The sequence below is a fragment of the Falsiphaeobacter marinintestinus genome (assembly GCF_007923355.1).
Classification (GTDB): Bacteria; Pseudomonadota; Alphaproteobacteria; order Rhodobacterales; family Rhodobacteraceae; genus Phaeobacter_A; species Phaeobacter_A marinintestinus.
Map to the genome: position 1 here is coordinate 21,462 of NZ_VOGO01000010.1, position 24,864 is coordinate 46,325.

Annotated in this window: 29 protein-coding genes; 22 read left to right on the top strand and 7 right to left on the bottom strand. The window is 56.6% G+C overall.

Annotated elements, in window-relative coordinates; translation table 11 throughout:
* Positions 1-68 precede the first annotated feature (68 nt).
* Together FOY56_RS18375 and cobO are read left to right on the top strand one after the other, a co-directional pair.
* Positions 69-1,007, top strand: a complete 939-nt coding sequence (locus FOY56_RS18375; RefSeq protein ID WP_146347466.1) for a DMT family transporter — start codon at positions 69-71, stop codon at positions 1,005-1,007.
* 57 nt (positions 1,008-1,064) lie between these two features.
* Entirely contained in the window at positions 1,065-1,664 is a 600-nt protein-coding gene (gene cobO / locus FOY56_RS18380) for a cob(I)yrinic acid a,c-diamide adenosyltransferase (protein ID WP_146347468.1), read from the top strand.
* Here the strand turns inward: cobO and FOY56_RS18385 are convergent, their stop codons facing one another.
* From FOY56_RS18385 to FOY56_RS18400, 4 genes are all read right to left on the bottom strand, one after another.
* Positions 1,665-2,561 (bottom strand): hypothetical protein, encoded by an 897-nt coding sequence (locus FOY56_RS18385; protein WP_146347469.1) that lies wholly within the window; start codon positions 2,559-2,561, stop codon positions 1,665-1,667.
* A gap of 199 nt (positions 2,562-2,760) precedes the next feature.
* Positions 2,761-4,155: a citrate lyase subunit alpha gene (locus FOY56_RS18390; RefSeq protein WP_146347471.1), complete on the bottom strand. Its 1,395-nt coding sequence runs from the start codon at positions 4,153-4,155 to the stop codon at positions 2,761-2,763.
* 84 nt (positions 4,156-4,239) lie between these two features.
* A complete protein-coding gene (locus tag FOY56_RS18395) occupies positions 4,240-5,637 on the bottom strand; it encodes an aspartate aminotransferase family protein (protein WP_146347473.1) in 1,398 nt (465 codons plus the stop codon).
* A gap of 64 nt (positions 5,638-5,701) precedes the next feature.
* Positions 5,702-6,397, bottom strand: coding sequence for a GntR family transcriptional regulator (locus FOY56_RS18400; protein WP_146347475.1), 696 nt, complete (start codon positions 6,395-6,397; stop codon positions 5,702-5,704).
* Positions 6,398-6,540: 143 nt separating this feature from the next.
* Between FOY56_RS18400 and FOY56_RS18405 the strand changes: the two genes are divergently transcribed.
* The 5 genes from FOY56_RS18405 to FOY56_RS18425 all read left to right on the top strand — a co-directional run bounded on the left by FOY56_RS18405 (position 6,541) and on the right by FOY56_RS18425 (position 11,839).
* Complete coding sequence (locus tag FOY56_RS18405) at positions 6,541-7,626, top strand: polyamine ABC transporter substrate-binding protein (protein WP_146347477.1); 1,086 nt, start codon at positions 6,541-6,543, stop codon at positions 7,624-7,626.
* A gap of 67 nt (positions 7,627-7,693) precedes the next feature.
* A complete protein-coding gene (locus FOY56_RS18410) occupies positions 7,694-8,821 on the top strand; it encodes an ABC transporter ATP-binding protein (RefSeq protein WP_146347479.1) in 1,128 nt (375 codons plus the stop codon).
* A complete protein-coding gene (locus tag FOY56_RS18415; RefSeq protein WP_146347481.1) occupies positions 8,821-9,702 on the top strand; it encodes an ABC transporter permease subunit in 882 nt (293 codons plus the stop codon). The genes FOY56_RS18410 and FOY56_RS18415 overlap by 1 nt, the downstream gene beginning before the upstream one ends.
* Positions 9,699-10,517 carry an ABC transporter permease gene (locus FOY56_RS18420; protein ID WP_146347482.1) on the top strand — a complete coding sequence of 273 codons (819 nt, stop codon included), beginning with the start codon at positions 9,699-9,701 and terminating at the stop codon, positions 10,515-10,517. Before FOY56_RS18415 ends, FOY56_RS18420 begins: the two co-directional genes overlap by 4 nt.
* Positions 10,514-11,839 carry an NAD(P)/FAD-dependent oxidoreductase gene (locus FOY56_RS18425; RefSeq protein ID WP_146347484.1) on the top strand — a complete coding sequence of 442 codons (1,326 nt, stop codon included), beginning with the start codon at positions 10,514-10,516 and terminating at the stop codon, positions 11,837-11,839. The genes FOY56_RS18420 and FOY56_RS18425 overlap by 4 nt, the downstream gene beginning before the upstream one ends.
* Here the strand turns inward: FOY56_RS18425 and FOY56_RS18430 are convergent, their stop codons facing one another.
* The gene (locus FOY56_RS18430) at positions 11,840-12,505 is read right to left on the bottom strand and encodes a flagellar hook capping FlgD N-terminal domain-containing protein (RefSeq protein WP_146347485.1); all 666 of its coding nucleotides are present in this window, start codon (positions 12,503-12,505) and stop codon (positions 11,840-11,842) included. It lies immediately after the preceding gene.
* A 4-nt stretch (positions 12,506-12,509) separates the two neighbouring features.
* Positions 12,510-15,089 carry a flagellar hook-length control protein FliK gene (locus tag FOY56_RS18435; protein WP_146347488.1) on the bottom strand — a complete coding sequence of 860 codons (2,580 nt, stop codon included), beginning with the start codon at positions 15,087-15,089 and terminating at the stop codon, positions 12,510-12,512.
* Positions 15,090-15,199: 110 nt separating this feature from the next.
* On the opposite strand from FOY56_RS18435, the gene FOY56_RS18440 reads away from it, so the two are divergent.
* From FOY56_RS18440 to FOY56_RS18465, 6 genes are all read left to right on the top strand, one after another.
* Positions 15,200-15,487 (top strand): rod-binding protein, encoded by a 288-nt coding sequence (locus FOY56_RS18440; RefSeq protein ID WP_146347490.1) that lies wholly within the window; start codon positions 15,200-15,202, stop codon positions 15,485-15,487.
* Entirely contained in the window at positions 15,480-15,836 is a 357-nt protein-coding gene (locus FOY56_RS18445; protein WP_146347492.1) for a flagellar biosynthesis protein FlgN, read from the top strand. Before FOY56_RS18440 ends, FOY56_RS18445 begins: the two co-directional genes overlap by 8 nt.
* Positions 15,837-16,040: 204 nt before the next feature.
* Positions 16,041-17,255, top strand: a complete 1,215-nt coding sequence (locus tag FOY56_RS18450; protein WP_146347495.1) for a flagellin N-terminal helical domain-containing protein — start codon at positions 16,041-16,043, stop codon at positions 17,253-17,255.
* Between the two features lie 72 nt (positions 17,256-17,327).
* Complete coding sequence (gene flaF / locus FOY56_RS18455) at positions 17,328-17,699, top strand: flagellar biosynthesis regulator FlaF (RefSeq protein WP_146347496.1); 372 nt, start codon at positions 17,328-17,330, stop codon at positions 17,697-17,699.
* Position 17,700: 1 nt separating this feature from the next.
* On the top strand, positions 17,701-18,105 hold the full coding sequence (gene flbT / locus FOY56_RS18460) for a flagellar biosynthesis repressor FlbT (protein WP_146347498.1): 405 nt from the start codon (positions 17,701-17,703) through the stop codon (positions 18,103-18,105).
* Positions 18,106-18,176: 71 nt separating this feature from the next.
* Positions 18,177-18,893 (top strand): DUF1217 domain-containing protein, encoded by a 717-nt coding sequence (locus tag FOY56_RS18465; RefSeq protein WP_246139528.1) that lies wholly within the window; start codon positions 18,177-18,179, stop codon positions 18,891-18,893.
* Between the two features lie 6 nt (positions 18,894-18,899).
* Here the strand turns inward: FOY56_RS18465 and FOY56_RS18470 are convergent, their stop codons facing one another.
* Positions 18,900-20,240 carry a FliI/YscN family ATPase gene (locus FOY56_RS18470; RefSeq protein ID WP_246139534.1) on the bottom strand — a complete coding sequence of 447 codons (1,341 nt, stop codon included), beginning with the start codon at positions 20,238-20,240 and terminating at the stop codon, positions 18,900-18,902.
* Between the two features lie 89 nt (positions 20,241-20,329).
* Here FOY56_RS18470 and FOY56_RS18475 point away from each other — a divergent pair, with 89 nt between their 5' ends.
* Genes FOY56_RS18475 through FOY56_RS18515 form a run of 9 tightly spaced genes read left to right on the top strand, consistent with a single transcriptional unit; the run spans position 20,330 to position 24,864 of the window.
* Positions 20,330-20,707, top strand: a complete 378-nt coding sequence (locus FOY56_RS18475) for a FlgB family protein (protein WP_146347504.1) — start codon at positions 20,330-20,332, stop codon at positions 20,705-20,707.
* Between the two features lie 13 nt (positions 20,708-20,720).
* The gene (flgC, locus tag FOY56_RS18480) at positions 20,721-21,113 is read left to right on the top strand and encodes a flagellar basal body rod protein FlgC (RefSeq protein ID WP_146347506.1); all 393 of its coding nucleotides are present in this window, start codon (positions 20,721-20,723) and stop codon (positions 21,111-21,113) included.
* Positions 21,114-21,125: 12 nt separating this feature from the next.
* Positions 21,126-21,416, top strand: a complete 291-nt coding sequence (fliE, locus tag FOY56_RS18485) for a flagellar hook-basal body complex protein FliE (RefSeq protein ID WP_146347508.1) — start codon at positions 21,126-21,128, stop codon at positions 21,414-21,416.
* A 1-nt stretch (position 21,417) separates the two neighbouring features.
* Positions 21,418-21,690: a flagellar biosynthetic protein FliQ gene (locus FOY56_RS18490; RefSeq protein ID WP_146347510.1), complete on the top strand. Its 273-nt coding sequence runs from the start codon at positions 21,418-21,420 to the stop codon at positions 21,688-21,690.
* Complete coding sequence (locus FOY56_RS18495) at positions 21,690-22,403, top strand: flagellar hook-basal body complex protein (protein WP_146347730.1); 714 nt, start codon at positions 21,690-21,692, stop codon at positions 22,401-22,403. The genes FOY56_RS18490 and FOY56_RS18495 overlap by 1 nt, the downstream gene beginning before the upstream one ends.
* A gap of 21 nt (positions 22,404-22,424) precedes the next feature.
* A complete protein-coding gene (gene flgG / locus FOY56_RS18500; RefSeq protein WP_146347512.1) occupies positions 22,425-23,210 on the top strand; it encodes a flagellar basal-body rod protein FlgG in 786 nt (261 codons plus the stop codon).
* Complete coding sequence (gene flgA, locus FOY56_RS18505; protein WP_146347514.1) at positions 23,210-23,623, top strand: flagellar basal body P-ring formation chaperone FlgA; 414 nt, start codon at positions 23,210-23,212, stop codon at positions 23,621-23,623. The genes flgG and flgA overlap by 1 nt, the downstream gene beginning before the upstream one ends.
* Entirely contained in the window at positions 23,623-24,363 is a 741-nt protein-coding gene (flgH, locus tag FOY56_RS18510) for a flagellar basal body L-ring protein FlgH (protein ID WP_146347515.1), read from the top strand. The genes flgA and flgH overlap by 1 nt, the downstream gene beginning before the upstream one ends.
* Positions 24,364-24,372: 9 nt before the next feature.
* A complete protein-coding gene (locus FOY56_RS18515; protein WP_146347517.1) occupies positions 24,373-24,864 on the top strand; it encodes a flagellar basal body-associated FliL family protein in 492 nt (163 codons plus the stop codon).

Below are 24,864 nucleotides of genomic sequence, written 5' to 3' on the forward strand. Positions count from 1 at the left end.
GCAATTTGACTGGGAAATACAGCCCGGACCCCGTTGAACTTTCCCGATAACAGGCGCAGGGTCGCCGCATGTCCGGTTCCTTAACATCGCATCGACCTGGGTTGGCGATTCTGCTGAAGCTAAGCGCCATTTTCCTGTTTACGGTGATGGCTGCACTGGTCAAAGCAGTGTCAGACGACGTTCCCCCCGGCGAAGCGGTGTTCTTTCGTTCATTCTTTGCCATCCCGGTGATTCTGGTCTGGCTGATCCTGCGAAGAGAATTGCGATACGGCCTGATCACCCGGTATCCGCGCATGCATATTCTGCGCGGTCTGATTGGCACCACGGCGATGGGGATGACCTTTGCCGGTCTGGGTCTTTTGCCTTTGCCCGAGGTTACGGCGATCGGCTATGCGGCGCCGATTTTCACCGTAATTCTTGCCGCTGTGATGCTGGGTGAACGTATCCGCATGATCCGCATCACCGCCGTTCTTTTGGGCATAGTCGGCGTTCTGATCATGATCTGGCCGCGTCTGGGTGATGGCGCCGGGCTTGAAGATGCCGCGACGACCGGCGCGCTTTTGATCCTTGGTGCCACGATGTTCCGCGCGCTTGTCCAGATCCATATCCGCAAGATGGTGCAGACCGAACATACGGCAGCCATAACTTTCTACTTCTCTGCCACGGCATCGGTCCTGTCGCTTTTGACGATTCCCTTCGGGTGGGTGATGCCCAGCGTCCACATCGCCACGCTGATGATCCTGTCCGGTCTGATCGGCGGCGTCGCGCAAATCCTTGTGACGTCGTCCTATCGTTTTGGCCCAGCTTCGATGCTTGCGCCTTATGATTATGCCTCGATGCTGTTCTCGATCATCATTGGGTATTTCTGGTTCTCCGAGGTGCCGACCGTTGTGATGCTGATCGGTGCGGCGCTGGTGATCCTTGGCAATGTGCTGGTGATCTGGCGCGAACATCAATTGGGTCTGGAGCGCAGCAAAGCCAGATCGGTGAGTGATCCAAAAGGGTGATCTTTACCTTTCCCGACTTGGCGATAAGGTGGCGCCGCGAGCAGAAGGAACCCCGCGATGAACGACGCTGACGATCACAAGCAAAAGATGAAGGGCGTGCAGGCCAAGCACCGCGCCAAAGTGGCCGAGGCGCAGGACCCTGACCGGGGATTGGTTCTGGTTCATACCGGTAACGGCAAGGGCAAATCCTCAAGCGCGTTTGGCGTGATCATCCGAGCGCTTGGCTGGGGCAAGACCGTCGGAGTTGTTCAGTTCATCAAAGGTACATGGATCACCGGAGAGCGGCGCTTTTTTGACAAGCTGGGCGACGTGACATGGCACACGATGGGCGAAGGGTTCACCTGGGACACGCAAGACCGCGACCGGGATATCGCGGCTGCTCAGGCTGCGTTCGCCAAAGCGTGCGAAATGATGGAAAGCGGTGACTTCGACCTGATCGTGCTGGACGAGATCAACATCGCACTGCGGTACGAATATCTGTCGCCAGAGCAGGTGGTCGATGGGTTGAAGGCCCGCAACAAACGCACGAGTGTGATTTTGACGGGTCGCGATGCACCGCAACTGTTGTGCGATTATGCCGATCTGGTCACCGAGATGACGGAAATCAAGCACCCCTATGCTGCTGGAATCAAAGCCCAACGCGGCATCGATTTCTGATCAGAGCGCGGCGCTTTCCAGGACTTCGTCAAAGTCCAGATGGCCCGGCAAGGTCGTGTTCAGGTGATGCCAGGCGCCCGGCACAGTCGTATAATCAAGCGACAGCCGCGAATTCATTCCGCCGAACCAGTCCAGTTCGCCGAGGTTTTGCGTAACGTTTCTGAACACCTGCGGCAGCGCGACCACCGCGCCCGCCGTGATGATCTGCATATCCTTCTGGCGTTCGATGGCATCTGTCTTGCCGGACTGGGCCAGAGAATCAAGTGCACTGGCGATGGACAGGCAGCCTTTGGAATGCCCGCAAATCAGTTCAATCTGACGATCCTTGTCGGTCAGCAAGCTGACCAGCGCAATTGAGTCGTCGCCGGTTTCGGCTGTTTCCGCATCTTTGCGTCGCTCCGTAAGAGTGGCCTGGGGTTCCACCGCCTGATCCGCCGTCTGATGATCCATCGCATCCTGATACATTTGCAGGACACGGTTCGCGCCGCCCAGAACGAACCAGCCGCCCATCGCTTCGCTTAGCAAATCGGCCACGCCATAGCCTGCAACAATGGCACCCACGGGACATCCGAAGTGGTTGGCCACAGTCCGCGCGAAAGCCGCCGCGCCGACATCGGAACTACCCACGCCTGCAATGGTGAACCGGGTCACTAGATCCCCCGACGCGGCACGCAGAGCTTCGTAATCATCGAACTTGCGAACACTGACATCGCCGCGTTCGCCTTTTGGCCAGACGACAAGAATCGAGCCTTCGATATCGCGTTCTCTGACCAGTTCGGAGCGTTCTTCTGCAGTCAGCCCACCCACGTCATAGAAAAACCAATCAAGCATCGTGTTGCGGGCTTTTGCGCCTGAAAACACGGGGTAATTTGCGAAATTGGAAAAACTGGTGAACATAGACAACTGCTCCAGAACAAGGTGTCACCGATATTGAGGTTTGGTGCGGCAGCATCAAGTGCGCGAATGCGCCCACGGGTTGAAAAGACCCTAGATGGCTTAAATTAATGCGGGAATTTCGCCCATTTGCACGCATCGACCAAAAAAACGCCCGGCATTGCCCAGCTGTCCGGCTTGTTTCCCGCTATGGTGCGGCGGGCTAAGCCCGGATTTCGTCGATGACCCGGCCATCGCGGTATTCGCTAAAGGCGATGACGCGGCCGGTCGCACGTGGTTCAGGCAATCGCGTGGCCTGCTGACGGGCAAGATGTTCAAGTTCTGCAAAGGGTTTGATCGGTAGCCCGGCTTTTCGGGCCGCGTTGACAAGCTCAGGGCGCTCCGGGCCAATTGCGATTCCGGCTTCTGTCACCACAGCGCCGATCGTATCGCCCGGCGTGGTCAGGCAGGTCAGTTGATCAACGACCTTGGCAAATCCTCCGGCGGTGAGGGTCGTCGTCACAATAGGAAGTTTCGCGACGGCTGCGGTGTCTGCATGCCCGCCGGATCCTCCAATGATCCGCCCATCGCTGGCTTGTGTGACATTCACGTTGAAGCCCGTATCGATCTGCGCCGCGCCAAGGATCATAACGTCCAACTGGTTGGCGATCGCATCCGCTCGGCCCGGACTGGCATATTTGGATGCCGACATCGCGTGATGCGCGGGGTCGTTACGGTAGGAGTCAACAGCGGCAAGATCGAACGCCTGCACATCCCAGATTTCTCGAAACAGGCCAGCGCGATGCATGTCGACCAAAGGGCCGGTGACGCCTCCGGCCGCAAAGCGGCCCGTGATACCCTGATCGGCCATTACCGGCGCCAAAAAATTGGCTACGGCCAAGGATGTCGCCCCGGCCCCGGTCTGAAAGCTGAACCCATCCCGTAACAAACCCGAGGCTGCGATCAGGCCAACGGTCATGTCGGCAATCGCGCGCCCGTTTGCAGAAGGGTCACGGGCCGTGGTACCAGACACAATCTGGCGGGCCTCGCCAATGCTGTCGACTTTGGCAACATCATGTACCTGCGTTGCCGGGATGCAGATGCGGGACAAGGTCGACGCCAAGTGATCCGTGACCCCGACAACGCGCGACGCATGGGCCGCATCGACCATCGCATATCCCAGCGGTCCACAAGCGTTTGGACCATCTGCGCCCGAAAGGTTGCCAATCGCGTCCACCACAGGGGCCGCAATGAAGGCGCAATCGATGGCAAGCCTGCCGGTTTCGATTGCATGGGCCCGCCCGCCATGCGTTTGCAGCGTCACCGGATATGGCAGCAGGCCGGATTTCACTGCATCGGCCAGAGGGCCGTTCATGTAAGACGTCGTGATCCGGGTCACCACGCCGTCGTGGAGGAGCGGGATCAGATCAGCATGGCAGGGAAACAGCGAAGACGGCGCGATATGTAGATCGCGTAACCCGAGCGTCTGGCAGGCCATCAAAACCTGCACCATCACCCGGTCGCCATTGCGCAGGTGGTGATGGAAGGAAATCGTCGCACCGTCGGACAGGTTCGCCCGTTCAACTGCACTGATCAATGTACTGGTTCTAAGTGACATGGGTCTTCAAAAATAAAACTCCCCCGGCTGCGGGCCGGGGGAGCGTGACGCAAATCGCGCCATGTTGAAAGGTCTGATCCGGCCTTAAGATGCCGGTTTGAACAAGCCTGCGTCTTTTACCTGGGCATAGGTTTCGTCCAGCGCCGTCCGCACGCGCGAGATCAGGACGTCGATTTCGTCAATCGAGAGCACCAACGGAGGCGAGATCACCATGCGGTCGCCGACATGGCGCATGATCAGATTGTTGGCAAAACAACGGTCGCGGCACATGTAACCGACCGTACCCGGCGCGCTTGCGAACTTGGCGCGGCTGTTTTTGTCCGGGGTCAGAGCCAGCGAGGCCATCATGCCGACAATCTGGGTGTCGCCCACCATCGGATGATCGCCCAGTGTGTGCCATTTCTCGGCCAGATACGGTCCGGTGACGTCGCGCACCTGATCGACGATGCCTTCTTCTTCCATGATGCGCAGGTTTTCCAGTGCGACAGCCGCAGCGACCGGGTGACCGGAATAGGTATAGCCGTGGTTGAATTCGACCTCGTCCATGACGGCGGCAAATTCATCGGTCACGACCGACCCGCCGATGGGCTGATAGCCCGAGCTCAGACCTTTGGCGATGGTCATGATGTCGGGGCGGATACCCAGAGTTTCGCTGCCAAACCAGTTGCCGGTCCGGCCAAATCCACAGATCACTTCATCCGCGATCAAAAGTATTTCGTATTTGTCGCAAATACGCTGAATTTCCGGCCAATAGGTTGCAGGTGGGACGATAACCCCACCAGCGCCTTGAATCGGTTCAGCAATAAACGCCGCAACGCGATCTTCACCCAGGTCCAGAATGGCTTCTTCCAGTTCGTGTGCACGGGCCAGACCGAACTCTTCCGGAGTCATATCGCCGCCTTCGGCCCACCAGTTCGGCTGGTTGATATGGTGGATGTCCGGGATCGGCATTCCGCCTTGTTCGTGCATGTGCACCATGCCGCCCAGTGACGCGCTGCCGACGGACGACCCGTGATAGGCGTTGATCCGGCTGATCACGATGGATTTGGTTGGCTTGCCCTTGGCTGCCCAATACGTGCGCACCATACGCAGATTGGTATCGTTGGCCTCGGACCCGCCAGCGGCAAAGAACGTGTGGTTCAGGTTGCCCGGCGCAAGTTCGGCGATTTTCGCAGCCAGCGCGATAACGGGAACATGGGTCGTCTGAAAGAACGTATTGTAATACGGCAGTTCCTTCATCTGACGCGCGGCGGCTTCGGCCAGTTCATCCCGGCCATAACCGATGTTCACACACCAGAGGCCGGCCATGCCATCAAGGATTGTTTCGCCTTCGCTATCGGTCAGATACACGCCCTTCGCGCGCGTGATGACCCGGGCACCTTTCTTGGCAAGTTCTGCATTGTTCGAAAACGGATGAATGTGGTGGGCAGCATCCAGCGCCTGCAGTTCGGCGGTGGGCATGTGATTGGTAATTGCAGTCATGTCGTACTCCGAAACTACTGTGATTGGTCACAGGATATGATCAAATTTTGACGTGTCAATCGAATCAGCGTGCTGCGTCTTGTTCTGCCAGCACCGCTGCCACCAAATTCATCCCCTGTTCGACATCTTGAGCCATAGCCATAGCGACGGCTTCGGCGTCCTTGCGATGCAATCCATCCATCATTTCCTTGTGGAGGTCAGGTAGGTTCTGTGTCCCAAAACGACCACAGACCACACGCAGGGATGGTCCAAACCGTAACCAAAGGCGCTCGGCCAAATCCACCATGATCGGAGCGTTGGCTTGAGCGTAAATGGCTGCGTGGAAATCGTAATTGTGTTTGAGATACCCTTCGACATCCCCCACCGAGATGGCGGCATCCAGCCGGGAATCTATGTTTTCAAGGCTTTGGATCGTGTCAGCATCCATGTTTTTTGTAGCGCGACGCGCAAGCTCGGCTTCGATGCTGGTTCGCACGAACGTGACCTGTTCGACATCTGCCACTGTCATCTCGGGCACCTTGACGCGTCTGTTGCCCTGAAATGTCAGCGCGCCGTCTGAAATCAACCGGCGGATTGCTTCGCGGACAGGTGTCATGCCCGCACCCAACGATTCGGTCAGCCCCTGAATGGTCACCGCCTGACCCGGGGCCATGTCACCGAACAGGATCTGAGCCTTCAGCCGCTGATAAACAATTTCATGAGCGGGTGCCTTTTGACCGGGGTCGGCAGGGGCTATTGCTGATTTTTTGATCAAATTCATTGGACAGATCCCGAATACCCCGTGTACGCTTGCGTCGTGTCGCTGCGCGTGGAAACATAGCCAGTGTTGTCATAGAACGCAAAACTTGATCAAATCTGCGCAGGCGGGTTCAAAAAAACCGCCGCGTCCATGGGGAGACATTTATGACTTTCAAAACTCTGTCACTGACGGCGGTGCTGGCTCTGAGCAGTGCCGCAGCCTTCGCCGACGAAGTGCGCGTCTACAACTGGTCAGACTATATCGACGAAGAACTGCTGTCGAAATTCGAAGAAGAAACCGGCCTGAAGCTGATCTACGACGTGTTCGACAGCAATGAAGTTCTGGAAACCAAGATGCTGGCCGGTGGGTCAGGCTATGACGTGGTGGTGCCGTCTGGCACCTTCCTGCAGCGCCAGATCACGGCCGGAGCCTTCCAGAAGTTGGACATGGCCAAACTGCCCAACCACAAGAACATGTGGGACGTAATTGAAACGCGCACCATCGCGTACGACCCCGACAACGCTTATTCGATCAACTATATGTGGGGCACCACCGGCATCGGTGTGAATGTCGGAAAAGTGACCGAAGCCCTGGGCGAAGACGCCCCGATCGACAGTCTGGAGCTGATCTTCAATCCAGCTAACATGGAAAAACTGGCCGACTGTGGCGTGCATTTCCTGGATGCCCCGGCTGAGATTATTCCGGCCGCGCTGGCCTATATCGGCGAAAATCCAGACAGCCACGACCCTGCCGTCATCGCCAAGGCCGAGCCGGTTCTGGCCGCTGTGCGCCCCTATATCCAAAAGTTCCATTCGTCAGAATACATCAACGCGCTGGCAAACGGAGATATCTGCGTTGCTGTCGGCTGGTCGGGTGACGTTCTTCAGGCCCGCGACCGCGCTGCCGAAGCCGAAAACGGCGTGGAAATCGCATATAACGCTGCAAAGGAAGGGTCACTGATGTGGTTCGACCAGATGGCGATCCCGGTTGATGCGCCGAACCCTGATGGCGCGCATGTGTTCCTGAACTTCATCATGGACGCTCAGAACATGGCGGACGCGTCGAACTATGTCTATTACGCCAACGGCAATCTGGCCTCGCAGCCGATGCTTGAGGAAGACGTGATCGGCGATCCGGCGATTTATCCGACCGAAGCTGCGTTGGAAACGCTGTACACCACCACACCTTATCCGGCGAAGGTGCAGCGGGTCGTGACCCGTCTGTGGACCAAGATCAAGTCGGGCACCTGACCCCGGTTTGCATGGACGGGCCCTGTCTGGGCCCGTCACCCCAGTTTTCAATCAGCGAGGGCTTGTCGTGAACGCCACCGTTTTCGCGCCATGGGTCGACCCGGATGAAAAGCCGCTGATCCGTTTTCAGAATGTCACCAAGCGGTTCGGTGACTTCACCGCCATCGACGACTTGTCGCTTGATATCTTTGAGAAAGAATTCTTTGCCCTTCTCGGCCCATCGGGTTGCGGTAAGACCACGATGATGCGGATGCTGGCCGGGTTTGAATCGCCCAGCGCAGGCCGGATTGAACTGGCCGGGCAGAATATCGCTCCTGTGCCGCCAAACAAACGCGCCGTGAACATGATGTTCCAATCCTATGCGTTGTTCCCGCACCTGTCGGTCTGGGACAACATCGCCTTTGGTCTGCGGCGCGACAACCTGCCCAAGCATGATATTCAGGATCGCGTCGAAGAGATGCTCAAACTGACCCGGCTGGAAAAATTCGCTCGCCGCAAACCCCATCAAATCTCGGGTGGACAACGCCAGCGAGTCGCACTGGCCCGGTCACTGGCCAAAGCGCCAAAGCTTTTGTTGCTGGATGAACCGTTGGGCGCGCTGGACAAGAAGCTGCGTCAGGACACCCAGTTCGAACTGATGGATATTCAGGAAACCACCGGTACCACTTTCGTGATCGTGACTCATGATCAGGAAGAGGCGATGACCGTCGCCAGTCGCATCGCCGTTATGGACGAAGGCAAGTTGATGCAGGTTGCCACGCCCGATGAGATCTATGAGGCCCCGGCGACTGTCTATATTGCGGATTTCATCGGTGACGTGAACATTATCGAAGGACGCGCCCGCGCAACGGGCGAAAATCAATACCAGATCGACTGGGCCGAAGGGCAGCAACCTTTAATTGCAAGCTCGACTCGGTCGTTTTCAAACGATCAGACCTGTCACCTTGCCATCCGCCCGGAAAAGGTCGCGATTTCATCTGAGCGGCCCGAAAACGCAGCAAATGTTCTGCAGGGTACGGTGCATGACATCGCTTATCTGGGCAATCTCTCCACCTATCATGTCAAGCTGCCCAACGGACACATGATCAAGGCACAAACTGCCAACACGCGTCGGATCGCACGCCGCAGTTTCACTTGGGAAGACACCGTCTGGCTGTCCTGGACAGCCACGGCCGGTGTTTTGCTGGAAAGCTGATGCGCCGTTTCGCCCTTATCGCCATTCCGTATGTGTGGCTTCTGGCACTGTTCTTGGTGCCGTTCGTCATCGTCCTGAAAATCTCGCTCAGCGATATCGCGCTTGCGATTCCGCCCTATACGCCCACGTTCAGCTGGGATGACGGGGTGTGGGCGTTCCTGAAACAGCTGGATTTTGAAAATTTCACCTGGCTGGCACAGGACGCTCTATATTGGAAAGCCTATCTCAGCAGTCTTAAAATCGCGCTCATTTCGACCGCTCTGACGCTGATCGTCGGCTATCCCATCGCTTATGCCATGGCCCGCGCGCCCGAAGAATGGCGCCCTACGCTGATGATGCTGATCATCCTGCCGTTCTGGACCTCGTTTCTGATCCGGGTTTATGCGTGGATGGGTATCCTTAGTCAGGAAGGCTTTCTGAACCAGTTTCTGCTGTGGACGGGGCTTATTGGCGAGCCGCTGACCATCCTGAACACGTCGACCGCCGTCTATATCGGCATCGTTTATACTTACATGCCGTTCATGATCCTGCCGATCTATTCCGCGCTAGAGCGTTTGGACGGATCCCTGATCGAAGCGGCTGAGGATCTGGGGTGTTCCCGGGCTCAGGCGTTCTGGCTGGTGACCATACCACTGTCGAAAAACGGCATCATTGCCGGGTCATTCCTTGTCTTTATTCCGGCCTTGGGTGAATTCGTGATCCCGTCGTTGTTGGGCGGTTCTGACACGCTGATGATCGGCAAAGTCCTGTGGGAAGAATTCTTCTCAAACCGCGATTGGCCGGTGGCCAGCGCCGTGGCGGTTATCCTGTTGTTGATCCTTGTGGTTCCGATCGTGCTGTTCCAGCGCAACCAGCAAAAACAGCAGGAGGCCGAGCAATGAACAGGCTGAGCTGGTTCAACACAGTCTCGCTGACGCTGGGGTTTGCCTTTTTGTACATTCCGATGATCATTCTGATCATTTTCAGCTTCAACGAGTCCAAACTGGTCACTGTCTGGGCCGGGTTTTCAACCAAATGGTATGGCGAGCTGATCAACAACGAAGCGTTTCTGAATGCAGCCTGGGTCACGCTGAAAGTCGCTGTGTTTTCGTCGACTATCGCCACAGTTCTGGGCACTATGGCGGCCTATGTTCTAGTGCGGGGTGGTCGGTTCCTTGGGCGGACCCTGTTTTCGGGCATGATCTATGCGCCGTTGGTGATGCCCGAAGTCATCACAGGTCTGTCGCTGCTGTTGCTGTTCATCGGGATCGGGCTGGACCGGGGCGTTCTGACCATCGTGTTGGCGCACACAACGTTTTCAATGTGTTACGTTTCGGTCGTTGTGTCGTCGCGTTTGGTGACCTTTGATCGCTCGCTAGAGGAAGCTGCACTGGATCTGGGCTGTTCTCCGGCACAGGCGTTCCGGTTGGTGACATTGCCGATTATCGCGCCCGCCGTGATCTCGGGTTGGTTGCTGGCCTTTACGCTGTCGCTTGATGACCTCGTGATCGCGTCTTTCACCTCTGGTCCGTCGGCGACAACCTTGCCGATCAAGATCTTTTCGGCGGTGCGGCTGGGGGTCAGCCCCGAAATCAATGCGCTGTCGACGATCATGATCGCGATTGTGACGATCGGGGTGATCACCGCATCGCTTGTCACCAAGCAAAGCCGGGTCCGTGCACAGCGCGACGAGCAGGCTGCTGCACGGGCGCAATGAAACGTATCTTCCCGCCTTACACTTATGGGCCGGGGCCACGCGCGGGTTGCTGGTGGGATGACACCATCGCGGCCCCGGACTGGCCTGTGTACGGTGGCGGGACGGACGTCGATGTTGCGATTGTGGGGGGTGGTTTTACAGGTCTTTCCGCAGCCTATCATCTTGCAACTACTGGCGCTTCGGTCGCTGTATTGGAAGCGCAGTCCCCCGGGTGGGGTGCCTCGGGACGCAACGGTGGGTTTTGCTGTCTGGGCGGAGCAAAGCTTAGCCCGGCCAGTATGAAACGCACTTATGGCTCTTCGGATACGGCGGTGTATCAGGCTGCCGAATCTGCGGCGATTGATCTGGTTGCCGAGCTGCTAGACCGTTTGGATATTGACGCAGACATTCATTCGAAGGGCGAAACCGAACTGGCGCACTCGCCTCGGGCCATGGCCGCGCTTCGCAAAGAGGCCGAGGCGATGTCATTGGCGGGGGAAACCCCGGATCTGATCGAGAAGGCCGACCTTGATCAAGCTGGATTCGGAGGCCCGTTTCTTGGTGCGCTGACCCGACCAGAAGGGTTTGGGTTGAACCCCCGAAAGTATCTGTTTGGCCTATCCAACGCCGCGCAGACCGCCGGAGCGGAGGTGTATCAACAGACCGAAGTGCAGCGCATCGCGCGCCGCGATGGCCGATTTGCACTCGAAACGTCTTTTGGCCAACTAACAGCAAGTAAGGTAGTCGTTGCAACCAATGGATACTCCAGCGAGGACTTGCCGAAGTGGCTGGCGGGTCGTTATTTACCTGCGCAATCCACCGTTTTGGTGACCCGACCGCTGACCGACGATGAGCTTGCAGCGCAGGGTTGGACCAGTGACCAGATGGCATTTGATACACGCAATTTGTTGCATTACTTTCGACTGATGCCAGACCGGCGGTTCCTGTTTGGAATGCGCGGCGGCCTGATGTCATCACCCTCTGCCGAACACGCCGCCCGCAAAAGAACCCGCGCCGATTTTGACAAGATGTTTCCGGCGTGGCGCGCGGTACCTTCAACTCATACCTGGTCCGGAATGGTGTGCCTGGCCCGAAACCGGGTCCCGTTTGTGGGACCTGTGCCAGAACAACCAGGAGTGTTTGCCGGGTTGGCATTCCACGGCAACGGCGTTGCAATGGGCAGCTATAGCGGGCGCCTGTTGGCCGATCTTGCAATGGAAGCCATACCAGACCTGCCATACCCGTCTCAGATGCGCCAGCCTATGGCCCGATTTCCACTCGGTCGCGCCCGACGGGTCATCATGCCTGCGCTTTATGGCGCTTTGAAACTGGGCGATCTGTGACTAGTCTGGTTGCCTGAGTCCAGTTACGGCGGTGGACACGACTGCCTGCCCGCCTTCGAAAATCAACACCACTTCACCGCCCTGCGCCTGTGCCTCGGTGATCCGGTCATAGACTTCGGCTTGCTCGGACGAGATCAGTGACCCGCCAGCATAGCTTTCCACGGTGAAGGTATAGGTGCCCCAAGGGTGAATCGCCCCGCCGGCTGCCTGACCTGCCCATTCAACTGTTTTGGCCGAAACCGGAATGTCCTTCCGGTCGATTTCTTCCCCGGCGGAATTCCGGACCACCAACTCAACCTTGTCAGCCACCGACACCGGGTTTGCCGAAACCGATATCGATGCCCCATCAAAATATGCAGGCATTGCTGCCCGTGCTTCCATTCCAACCCAATTGGCCAACCCAGCCATATTCGACAACCCGATGTCGGCATGAAGAGCCGCTAGTGCTTCGTTGGTCTGGACTTGTTGCTCAACCATCGAAAACTGCGCCAGTTGCGCTGCATACTCCGATGAATCGATCGGTTCCAAAGGATCTTGGTACTTTGCCTGCGCTGTCAGCATCTTCAGAAAGGTTTCAAAGTCCGAGGCCAGAGCAGTGGCCCTGACCTGCGTTTGGGCGTCTGCAGCGGCACCTTGCGTGCCGACGGAAGAAACGTCTGTGATCATTAGCTTACACTCTCATATCTATGCCTGAAACAATTGAGTCAGATGAACATCGGTCATCAACTTCTGCAGAACCTGGCGCGACGCCATCATCCGATCCGGGCTGGTTCTGCGGCAAATCCTGATCATCGCCGCTTTGGGAAAAGCTAAAGTCAACGGATTCGTATCCCATCCGGTTCAACTCGGATCCCAGATCACCGATATTGCGGCGCATCAGATCCAGAGTTTCTGCCCGATCTGCGACAACCGTCAACACCATGCCCCCATCGGACGGGGTCAACGTCATACGAATCCGCCCCAATTCTTCTGGCCGAAGAACGATTTCAACGCTTTGACCTGGCTGAGTCGGTAAGGATTCGAAAATCTGCGCGGTGGTCGGAAGCTGGGGTCCGGCGGATGCACTCGGGAGCGCATGTGCCCGACCAGATTGTGCTATCGCCTCGAACCCTGACAGCAAAGGGCCGGCGACGATAAGGGGTTCGGACGGAGCTAAATCGCCAGTGATCACTCCCAAACCTTCCATGCTGTTCCCACCCGCAATTGACGCAAAGCTTTTCACGGCTTGATCCGCCTGGGTGGTGGGTACGTTCAGTTGTGTTCGCCCGACATCGCCTGGCCGCCGGGTCGGACCGTTTACAGGAGGCGGAGCCTGTCGAGGGAGTAGATCTTCCGCCCCTTCACCGCTGTTTGGGAATGAAGCGTTTATCCAGACGTGATCACGGTGAGCTGCAACCGGCGACGTTGCGAGATTTAGATTGTGAACCGTTGCCTCGGAATCAGAACTGGCAGACCCACCGTTAGTTGCTGTTTCTGGTCGATCAAAGCTGTTCCGCGGTTGAACAACAGTCACCGAAGCGACCTGCCTGTCGTTTGGTCCTAAACCAGATATCGTCAAATTACCTGCTGTGTTGGAGGGTTTTGGTTCTTTTCCCATATGATCAGATGTCTGGTCATGAGATCCAAAGCCTTGCTGTCCGCTGAGCGATTTAACTTCTATTTCGGGCTGCCTGTCACGATCAACATGGTTGGGGCCTAGCGAAGATTGCTCTGCCGTTTGTTGCGTCGATCCCGTCTGCCCAGCTACTCTCTGTTCTAGTGCACCAAACGCTGTACGCACGATGCTTGGATTACCCCATTCCCTTGTCAGAATCGGTTTTTTCACCCCATCGAATGTTCCTGCTTCATCTGCGGAGCCCGGCGCGACTTGGGTGGCCAGCCGAAATGTTGCACAGTTTTCGTGCTGAGCCGTAATGTTCAGTTCCGGCAATACTGACCCGGACAAGCGCTGCGGCGGCTGAAGGTGGTCCGAAGCTCGAATGGTCGAAGCACGGGTGCGTATGGAGTCTTGACTGTTTGCCTGATGCAGGGGAGGCGTCTGAGTCCGGACAGCATTTTGATTGAGCCTTGATGCTGCCCCACTCTGGTTTTCTGGCGGTTTAGGCGGGGTTTGTTCAGAAAAATCCCTTTCCGACACTGCCGAATTTGCGGCCGGTCCGGCAACATGTATCAGAAGGCCGTTCTGACGCGGGCTTGCATGTTCCTTATCGAGCACCCCGAAGCCTGAAAAGGCTTGATCGGAAAGAGCGCTCTGATTCATCTGAGCGATTAGTGCTTTTTGACCAACCCGCCCTTTTGCCTCGTTGCTGAACTGCAACTCGTCAGCAACGGTTATTCTATCAGAGTCAGCGGTTTTTTCAGCGACAAGATCCGATTTCAAAGTTGTGTGATTCTGACCCCTTTCCAGATCAGAAGTTCCGCTTTTATGTGCGGTAAAGGCTTCTCGGGTAGACGACCCAATACCGTTTTTCGAAGGCACGGGTCGGGTTGACTTCACATCAGGAAACGGAAGCCGGTTCTGCTCCTCTCCCGTTCTCGGTGTTATTGCTTCCAGATGTCCAAAATGTTGCTCTGAAGGTCCGTTGGTGGCCGTTTTTGCTGCCAGTTCTTGCCCGGGAAATGCACTGCCAGTTTGCCCGGCATCAGTCCGGTTCGGATAGACCTTTTCCGAAAACAGCTTTCCCAGAGACTCATCGCGCGACGAATCGCCACCACTCTCTGCGCCAAGAATCGTCTGGTATCGGCCTAAATCACGTGTCGAAACGGTCGCCTCTTCCATCGAACCCGATATTGAGCTCGCAATTTGAACGGAAGCTGTCGTGCCTCTGATGCCGTCAATACCTCTGGTTGCAGACGCGTTTCCGATATCTGAAACGGTTTCTGGATGCGATCTGCTGACCGTGCCGTTTTCTGCGCCCGGATCCGCAATCGAACCAAGCACATGTCGGGCGAGATCGGCATCTTTTGTTGTGAACGTTGCAGAATTCCCGGGATCGTTGTTTTTGTCGTCAATCGACTTTGGTTCGACGGTCTCCTCGGTGGTTTCTTGTTGAGGTGAAGACTGATCGATGTCCCGCATAGAATCATCACTGACCGCGTCTTCGGAACCGGATTTTGCAGACATGTCAGAATACAGATCAAAGAACAGCTGCGTGTCTCGGTCCGATGGAGTCATATCCAACGTGACGGCCCCAGCTTGTTTAGATGGCGGTGCTGTTTGCGTCGAATTCAGTGTGTTCATGTCGTTCATGCCGCCCCGTTCTGGTTAGTGCCTTGCAGACACTGAGGCCAAACCAGTTTCAAAATTTTTAACCGACTCATGTGCATTGTTCGAAAGTCTTGAAAATTCTAGGGGATAACATGAACGCTCTAACGGACGCGTCACGGGTTACAGCCCAGACACAACAGATACACACAACGGTCGCTTTGCGTGAAGCCGCCACAAAGCTTGAAGCGACGTTCCTGGCCGAAATGTTGAATGCAGCAGGTCTGGGCAACGCACGGCAATCGTTTGACGGCGGCACTGGGGAGGATCAGTTTGGATCTTTCCTGGTCAGGGCACAGGCCGATCAAATCGCCCGGGCAGGCGGAATCGGTCTGGCCGAAACTCTGTTCCGGTCATTGTCGGAGACCCAGAACGATGTTTGAGCAGAAAGATTCAGCGGTTGATGCTTTGTTCAGTCTGCTCGCCCACGAAAGAGATGCTTTGATCCGAGGGGATTTCCAAACCCTTCGCAAACTCGGTGAACGCAAAGCGAAATTGATCGAAGACGTCGGGACCGCACAGAATTTCGAGAAAGAGCAGTTGCTGGCCCTACAAGACAAGATCGCGCGCAATCAGACGCTATTGAACAGCGCCCTGGACGGTATTCGGGCCGTTTCGGACCGAATGGCCGATTTGCAAAAAGTGCGCCAGGGGCTGGAGATCTATGACCGGTCCGGTCTGAAAACACGCGTCAGCACCGGTACGAAATCGGCACTGGAAAAGCGCGCTTGATTCGCGGGTTTACAAAAATGCGATCTATCAATCCTTTGGCGTTTAGCAATCCGTTAGCACATCACCGGGCATGGTGACATCGCACCTTGAAAACAGGGTGGCGCGACGCCAGCAAGCGTACGCATTGGTCAGAAAGACGTTTAGGCCGCTCCAAGGGGCGGGTTGTAACAGGGCGGAACGCGCCCAAGCCTGAAGGAAAACGCAATGTCCAGCATTCTGACAAACAATAGCGCCATGGTGGCGCTGCAAACGCTGAAATCCATCAACTCCGATCTGGCCGAAACCCAAAGCGCCATTTCCACCGGTAAGGATATCGCAACCGCCAAGGACAATTCGGCAATCTGGGCGATCTCCAAGGTGATGGAGTCCGATGTCAAAGGGTTTACCGCAATTTCCGACAGCCTCAGCCAAGGCGAATCTACAGTTGCGGTCGCGCGTCAGGCCTCGGAAACCATCACCGACCTTCTGACACAGATGAAGGAAAAGATTGTAAACGCGCAGGAAGACAATGTTGATCGTACGAAAATCAATGCAGACGTAACAGCGCTAAAGGATCAGATCAGCTCGGTTCTGTCCGCCGCCCAATTCAACGGCCTAAACCTGGTTGATGGCAGCGTCGCGTCAACGGATGTACTCGCGTCGCTTGATCGTGACAGCTCGGGCAATGTCACAGCCAGTTCAATCTCGGTCGGCGCGCAGGATCTGTCGGTCGGCACCTATACAGCGAACGATGTTTTCGGGTCGTCCGGTGGTACACCTTCGGCCAATGGCGACACAGTCGCCTTGTCGCTGGATAACGGCGGTGGCACCGATAACATTGTAATTGACGATTCGGCGGGTACGGCTTTTGCAGCCGGAGACAAGATCGAGCTTCGTCTCGGGGATGAGGTTGTGTCCTATACCGTGACAGCTGACGACGCGGCTGCAACCACCACTTCCGACATCGTGGCAATCGGCCTGAAAGGCGCCATCGATGCGCTGGGGATCACTGGCCTGACTGTCGACTATGACAGCGGCAGCCCCGGGCAGCTGGATTTCACCAACGCCAGTGGTGACGATCTGACGATTACCGGCCAGTTCACGAATGCAGGGTCGGGCGGATTGGGTGCCATGAGCGGAATTGATGTGTCGAGCGACGCTGGCGCAGCGGCCGCTCTTGGGACGGTCGAAACCTTGATCGACACAGCAATCGATGCTGCGGCCTCGTTTGGTTCGGTTCAGTCGCGGATCTCGACGCAGTCCGAGTTTATTTCCAACCTGACCGACTCGCTGAAATCCGGCATCGGTGCCATGGTCGATGCCGACATGGAGGCGACCTCGGCGCGCTTGCAGGCGCTCCAAACTCAGCAGCAGCTGGGTGTTCAGGCCTTGTCGATTGCCAACCAGGCTCCTCAGACGATCCTGTCACTGTTCCGCTAATCCATTTTACTCGGGGCGCTCAGAATGGCGCGCCCCGAGCATCTTTTTCTCAACAACAGATGAGGACCTGACGTGAACGCCCTTTCCCAGGCGCGCCGCGCCTATTCGGCTGCTTCTGCGCCGACCCGCACGCCCAAAAGCATCGAATACGAAGCCGTCGCACGCATAACAGCCCGTATTCAGGACGCTGCCCAAAACGGAACAGCCGGGTTTCCTGCCCTGGTCGCTGCGCTACACGAAAACGTCCGACTCTGGACGATTTTCGCGGCTGATCTGGCCGACAAAGATAATGGATTGCCGCCTGATCTCAGGGCACGTCTGTTTTATCTTTCTGAATTCACCCGGCACCACACAAGCAAGGTTTTGGCCCGGAAAGATACCGTAACCCCGCTACTTGAGATCAACACTGCCGTTTTGCGCGGTCTGCGAGGAGAGGCAACCTGACATGGCCGGACTAGTCCTAAAACTCGCACCAAAAGAACGCATCCTGATAAACGGTGCCGTAATTGAAAACGGCGACAGACGCAGCCGCCTGTCCATCGTAACGCCGGACGCGAACATCCTACGCCTGCGCGACGCAATTCATCCGGAAGAGGCCAATACCCCTGTCCGACGCGTCTGCTATGCCGCCCAGCTCTTGCTGTCCGGCGATATAGATCCTGCAGGCGCGCGCCTGTCGCTGCTGCGTGGAATCGAAGATCTTGCGCAAGTCTTTACGGACCCAATTAGCCGTGCCTCATTGACTGAGGCCAGCGAAGCGTTGCTGCAGGATCATCATTATCGATGCCTGAAAGCGCTCCGAAACCTCTTGCCAAGGGAAGACCGTCTTTTGGCGACGGCCCCTTCATGAGTTTTCAGCCCCTAATTGCGTCCGGCGGTCTTGGCGGTTGGCGGTTTTTACAACGCACTTATGAAAGCCAGTTGGATACGCTTTCGCAGTCCGGTCAGCTTCAGCGCGACACCGCGACCTTTCGGGAGAAAATCGCCGCGGTCACCTCTGCTCAGGATCTGGTCGCAGACCGACAACTTCTGAATGTGGCTTTGGGGGCCTTCGGGTTGCAGGACGACATTTCCAACACGTACTTCATTCAAAAAGTTTTGGAGGAAGGGGCCTCTGCCAGCGATTCCTTGGCCAACAAGCTTTCTGACGACCGATATAAACAACTTAGCGCCGCCTTTGGATTTGGGTCAGGCGAAATCCAACAAACTGGCAACCAAACCGCGATGTCGCGCATCGTCGACGCCTATTTCGAAAACGAATTCGAAGTCGCTGTTGGTGAACAGGACGACAGTTTGCGAATCGCACTTTATGCCCAGCGCGAACTGGCTGATCTGGCCAGCGGTTCGGAAAGTGAAGAGACGAAGTGGTATACACTGATGAGCCTTCCTGCCATGCGCAGCATGTTCGAAACAGCCCTCGGCTTGCCGACATCATTTTCGCAACTCGACATCGACAAACAATTGGAGGTTTTTCGGGAAAAGACGACGTCGGCGTTTGGAGGTGAAACCGTAGGTCAATTCACCGACCCTGACAAAGTCAGCCATTTAACCGACCTCTTCTTCGCCCGCTCACAAATCTCGGAACTGGCCAACACCTATTCAGGAGCCTCAATCGCGCTGACACTGCTGCAGTCGTGATTACCGCTATAGAATCGAAATTCCGGCGCGGCGCAAGACCAGAGTCAAGCGATCAAAACTGCCCCTGATATCTGCCGCGTCGCTATGGTCAGAACGGGCGAAAAACGCATCTAGATCGGGCCAAAGACGAACGGCCGCGTCTAGTACCGGGTCTGAACCTTCGGTGTACAACCCGGCGCGGATCATGACTTCGGATTGTTCGTAAGAGCCGAGATGCTTCCGCACTTCTGCGATAATCCGGTTTTCACTTTCATTGGCTGCATTCGGTAAGCTGCGCGATACGGATCGGGCAACGTCTATTGCTGGAAAGCGCCCGCGTTCCGCAATCTCGCGACTCAACACGACATGCCCATCCAGCACACCGCGCAGGATGTCTGCAACCGGTTCGTCCATGTCGGACCCTGCGACCAGAACGCTAAACACGGCTGTGATATCACCTTGCGACGGCCCGCCGGGACCCGCTCTTTCGCACAGGGACGTGATCTGCGGGGTCACAGATGGCGGGTACCCGCGAAGCGACGGGGATTCTCCCATAGCCGAAGCAATCTCTCGGTGCGCTTCTGCAAATCGTGTCACCGAATCGGCCAGGAACAACACGTTCTGCCCAAGGTCGCGAAAATGTTCGGCCACGGCCATGGCCGCTCCTGCGCAACGCCGACGGACCAATGCCGATTGATCGGACGTCGCTGCTACGACAACAGCCCGTTTCATACCATCCGGCCCCAAGACACGATGTACGAAATCGTTCACTTCTCGCCCGCGTTCCCCGATCAGGGCCAGAACCACAACATCAGCGTGCATCCCTTTGGCCAATCCTGCCAAAAGTCGCGACTTCCCAACTCCGGATCCAGCAAACAGTCCAACGCGCTGCCCGGCCACGATCGGCAATACAGTGTTCAGAACTGCGAGCCCGGTGGGCAACCGCTGACCCATCGGACGCCGCAATCCGGCGCGGGGTGGGGCGGCAAAAACAGGTCGTGGGATCGGTCCTCGCGACAACGGTTTATCATCCAAAGGTTGGCCAAACGGATCGATCACTCGACCAATCCATCGGTTGCTGGGCGCGAATGCCGGCACCCGGTAAAGAAACACAGGATTATCCAGAGCCACCCCGTCCGGCGCCGCATCTGGCAACATATGAACGGTCTCGGACGCAATACGCAGAACCTCACCCGACAGGTGCTCTCCGGAGCCGCGTTGCAGTACCAGGCGATCACCAATCTCGGCCTTGTCGGACAGACCCGAAATCTGGATCTGCCCCCCCTCAACCCCGATAACACGGCCAACAGGCACCGTTTGCGGCAGGTTTTCGACTTCCAGTTTTAGAGTTGTCAGATCGTGCGCCATCATTCCCGGCCCTTAATGATTTCCTGCAAACCGTTTCTAAAGGAATCGGAGTTAAGCCTTGGTTGAAATCAATCGAGGGAGAAGCCCCGATGTTCCAAGATCTGAATGTCTTTCAATTGGCTCACGCGATGGCCAGCCATGCCGGAAAACGCCAATCTGTTGTATCGCAAAACATCGCGAACGCAGACACGCCCGGATACCATGCTCGCGACATTGTCCCTTTCGCCGAGGCGATGTCGAAAGAGCATCGGGACGGTGTTTCACAACCCCCGGGTATGGGCGGCGACAATGCGTATCAATGGCCTGAATTCACGTCCCGTCTTACCACAGATCCAAACGAAAACTCCGTTTCAATCGAAGAAGAAATGCTGAAGGCCGTCGAAGTGGCCCGCCAGCATGAACGCGCGTTGTCGATCTACAGATCCGCTTTGTCGGTCCTACGGACCAGCCTTGGTCGCGGTTTTTGAAAATGGGTGACTCATGAGCGAATTCAGTCAATCCCTCGCCTTGTCGGCCAGCGCGCTAAAGGCTCAATCGGCGCGTCTGCGTCACGTGGCAGAAAACATCTCCAACGCTGATACGCCGGGGTATCGTCGCAAGACGGTATCATTTGAAACCGTGGTAGGCCGCGCAGACAAAGCCGATCTTGTTGCTCTCGGACGGATCCGGCTGGATCAAAGCGACTTGAACCGCGTTTTTGACCCGAGCCATGCCCTAGCCGACGACTCAGGTCATTATGCGGGCTCCAACGTCGATTTGATGATCGAAATCGCCGATGCCCGAGAGGCTCAGCGCAGCTACGAAGCCAATCTGAAAATGTTTGACCAGACCAGACAGATGTCCACTGCATTGATGGATCTGTTGAGAAAATAAGGAGGTTCCAGAATGGATACCCGAGGTCTTTCCGCCCTTCAAAACTATGCACTCGCCCGACCAGCGACGCGGCCTGACTCCAACAGCGATACGGTGGGCGCAGCCCTTCGAGGCGCGGCCACAGACTTTGCGACAACCCTGAAACAAGGGGAAGACGCAGCTCTTTCAGCAATGACAGGTGACGCTGACCCGCATGCACTGGTCCAGGCTTTGGTCCAAACCGAACTTGCGGTCGAGGCTGCGGTGACCGTGCGCAACAAGGTCGTCGAAGCCTATCAGGAAATCCTGAGGATGCCTGTCTGACATGATGAGTGATGGGCAATTTTATGACACGCTACGTCAGGGATTGATGACGGCCGTTCTGATTTCGGTTCCGATCCTGACTGCAGCGCTTTTGGTCGGGTTGGTCATTGGCCTGTTTCAGGCGCTGACGTCGATACAGGAAATGACCCTGACTTTCGTTCCCAAGCTTCTGGCGATCGTTGCCGTGTTCTGGGTCTCCATGGGGTTCATGACCAAAACACTGGTCGACTTTTTCGGACAACAGATCATCCCAATGATTATAGGAGCTTCATGATGGAAAATGCAGGCTATGCCACCCTGTCCCGGCAATCGGGTTTGATGCGCGAGATGCAGATCGTGGCCAATAACATCGCCAACGCCGCCACGACCGGATATCGGCAAGAAGGTCTGATGTTTTCCGAGTTCATTCATTCCGGGCCCGATCAACCCTCCCTTTCGATGTCCCAGGCTCGGATACGCAACACCTCGATGACACAGGGTGCGTTAACCCAGACAAACGGTGCGTTCGATCTTGCCATCGAAGGCGAGGGGTTTTTTCTGGTCGAAACACCCGCCGGTGAACGGATGACCCGTGCCGGTAACTTCTCACCGAATGCGGATGGAGATCTGGTGAATATGAACGGCCATCGCGTGCTGGATACAGGTCAAACACCGATTTTCATCCCCCCCGATGCCACCGACGTCCGCGTCGCAAGCGACGGTACGGTCAGCGCCAATGGGCGCCCCATCAGCCAGGTTGGCCTGTTCTTACCGGTCGACCCTCTTGGGATAAGTCGGGAAGACGGCGTTCTGTTTTCCAGCGACGCGGGCTTTGACCCGGCTACCGACGCCAGCATCGTCCATGGATTCCTGGAAGACTCCAACGTCAACGCCATCGCGCAGGTTACCCGGATGATAGAAATCCAGCGCGCTTATGAAATGGGGCAGAGTTTTCTTCAGGCCGAGGATGAAAGAATCCGGAACGCCATGAAGTCACTGATGCCCTGATACACATCCAAGGAGGCACCCATGCGGGCCCTGAAAATCGCCGCTACAGGCATGAGCGCACAACAAATGCGCGTCGAGACGATCTCGAACAACCTCGCGAACATGAACACCACCGGTTACAACGCTCGACGGGCCGAGTTTTCCGACCTGCATTATCAACAGGTTTCCCGTGCCGGCACAGTTAATGCCTCTGATGGGACCGTTTTGCCAACTGGTGTCCAACTCGGTCTCGGCGTGCGCCCGGCCGCCGTATCGGTGCACCTTTCGCAAGGCGCGCTTTCCGCCACGGGGAACGATCTTGACCTCGCAATCGAAGGCAACGGATATCTCGAAGTGGAACTGCCCTCGGGCCAGACGGCCTATACCCGCGATGGCGGTCTGAAACGATCCGCTGATGGACTTATCGTGACGTCAGACGGGTACACAGTCATCCCCGAAGTCACAATACCACAAGACGCTCGCAGTTTGTCGATCAACAACGAAGGCGAAGTGTATGCTTACTTTGCGGACACGGCCGAGGGCCAATTGCTGGGCCAGTTCACTCTGGCCGGATTCACGAATGCCAAGGGGCTGGAGGCGCTGGGGAGCAATCTGTTTTCCGAAACGGAAGCCTCGGGACCACCCTTGGTCTCAAATCCCGGCGAAGACGGTTTGGGCACACTGCGGCAAGGTTATCTCGAAGACAGTTCCGTTGATGCCGTGCGGGAGGTGACCGAGCTGATCGAAGCGCAGCGCGGTTATGAAATGAACGCCAAAGTCATTTCCGCAGTCGATCAGATGATGGGCGCAACAACGCAGGTGCGCTGATGAAACGGTTGGTTTTTTGTCTACTGCTGCTTGCTGGCCCCGGATGGGCTGACATTGTCGTGCCCGCACGGACTATCCGCGCACGGGAAATCATTGTCGCCGACGATCTTGCGAACAAGACGGCAAACGTCCCCGGCGCAATCAGTGACCCCTGGGAAATTATTGGGCTGGAAGCGCGGGCCGCATTGTATCCCGGTCGGCCAATCCGTCCCGGCGATGTCGGCCCCCCAGCTATTGTTGACCGCAACGACACGGTTCTGCTGATCTTCACGCACGGCGGGCTGGAAATTATCGCTGAAGGTCGGGCGCTTGGCCGTGGTGGCGAAGGCGATCTGGTTCGGGCGATGAATACGACTTCCCGCATGACCGTCAGCGGGACTGTCCGGCCAGACGGCTCAATTGAGGTACGCTAATGAAATCTGTCCACTTCAAAATCGCCACAGCGCTCTTGTCTTTTACGAGTCTGCTCGCCTGTGGCCGGATCGACCATCTGGGCAAACCACCCAGCTTTTCGCCTGCAACGGAGTCTTCGGAGCATGTCGCCATGCTTTGGCCAGGACTACCCATGCACAGCCAGCCACAACGCACGGTCGACCAGTCTTCATTGTGGAGCGGCGAACAGAAATCCCTCCTGGGAGACAGGCGGGCGCTGCGGAAAGGTGATATTCTGACTGTCGTGATCGAAATCGACGAAGAGGCGGAAATCTCGAACAATACGGAACGATCCAGAAGCGGGTCCGAAGCGCTTGGGACCCCGCATCTTTTTGGGCTACCGCAACGCGCCAATGAACGGCTCCCAGACGGGGCTTCTTTGGATCAGGCCGTGGCCATCGACAGCTCCAGCGACAGCAGCGGTCAGGGTTCGGTCAAACGTAGCGAGAAACTGACATTGCGGGTTGCTGCCACGGTCATCGACGTTTTGCCTAACAACGTTCTTTCGATTTCGGGATCACAGGAAGTGCGGGTCAACTTTGAAATTCGCGAGCTGCTGGTGTCGGGTTTTGTCCGGCCTGACGATATCTCCCGTCAGAATGAAATCACCTACGACAAGATCGCTTCGGCGCGGGTTTCTTATGGCGGACGAGGTCAAATTACAGATGTTCAGCAACCTCGCTACGGCCAGCAGGTTCTGGACGCAATCCTGCCATTCTGAGGTTCCTCTATGTTGTCCAAACTCCTCCCATTACTGTTTCTGACTCTTGGTATTGGCGCTGGTGTCGGAGCCGGCATTTTCCTAAGCCCGCCACCCGAGGAAAACGCTGACTCAGATCACGAACCTGATCAGCACCAACAAAAAACACATAGCAAAGACGGCCACGACGATAAGGGTGGAACAGAGTTCATCAAGCTGCACAGCCAGTTTGTTGTTCCAATCATCCGACACGACGAGGTTTCGGCGCTGGTCGTCATGTCACTAAGTCTCGAAGCCCAACCCGGCTTGTCTGAGGTTTTCTATGCGAGAGAGCCGAAGCTAAGAGATGTCTTCCTTCAGACCTTGTTTGATCACGCCAATATGGGCGGATTCGACGGAGCTTTCACCAGCGCATCGGCGCTTGACCCCTTGAGAGGGGCTCTTCGAGACGTCGCACGCAAGGAACTGGGTGATGACGTAATCAATGTTCTGATCACTGATCTGGCACGGCAGAATACATGA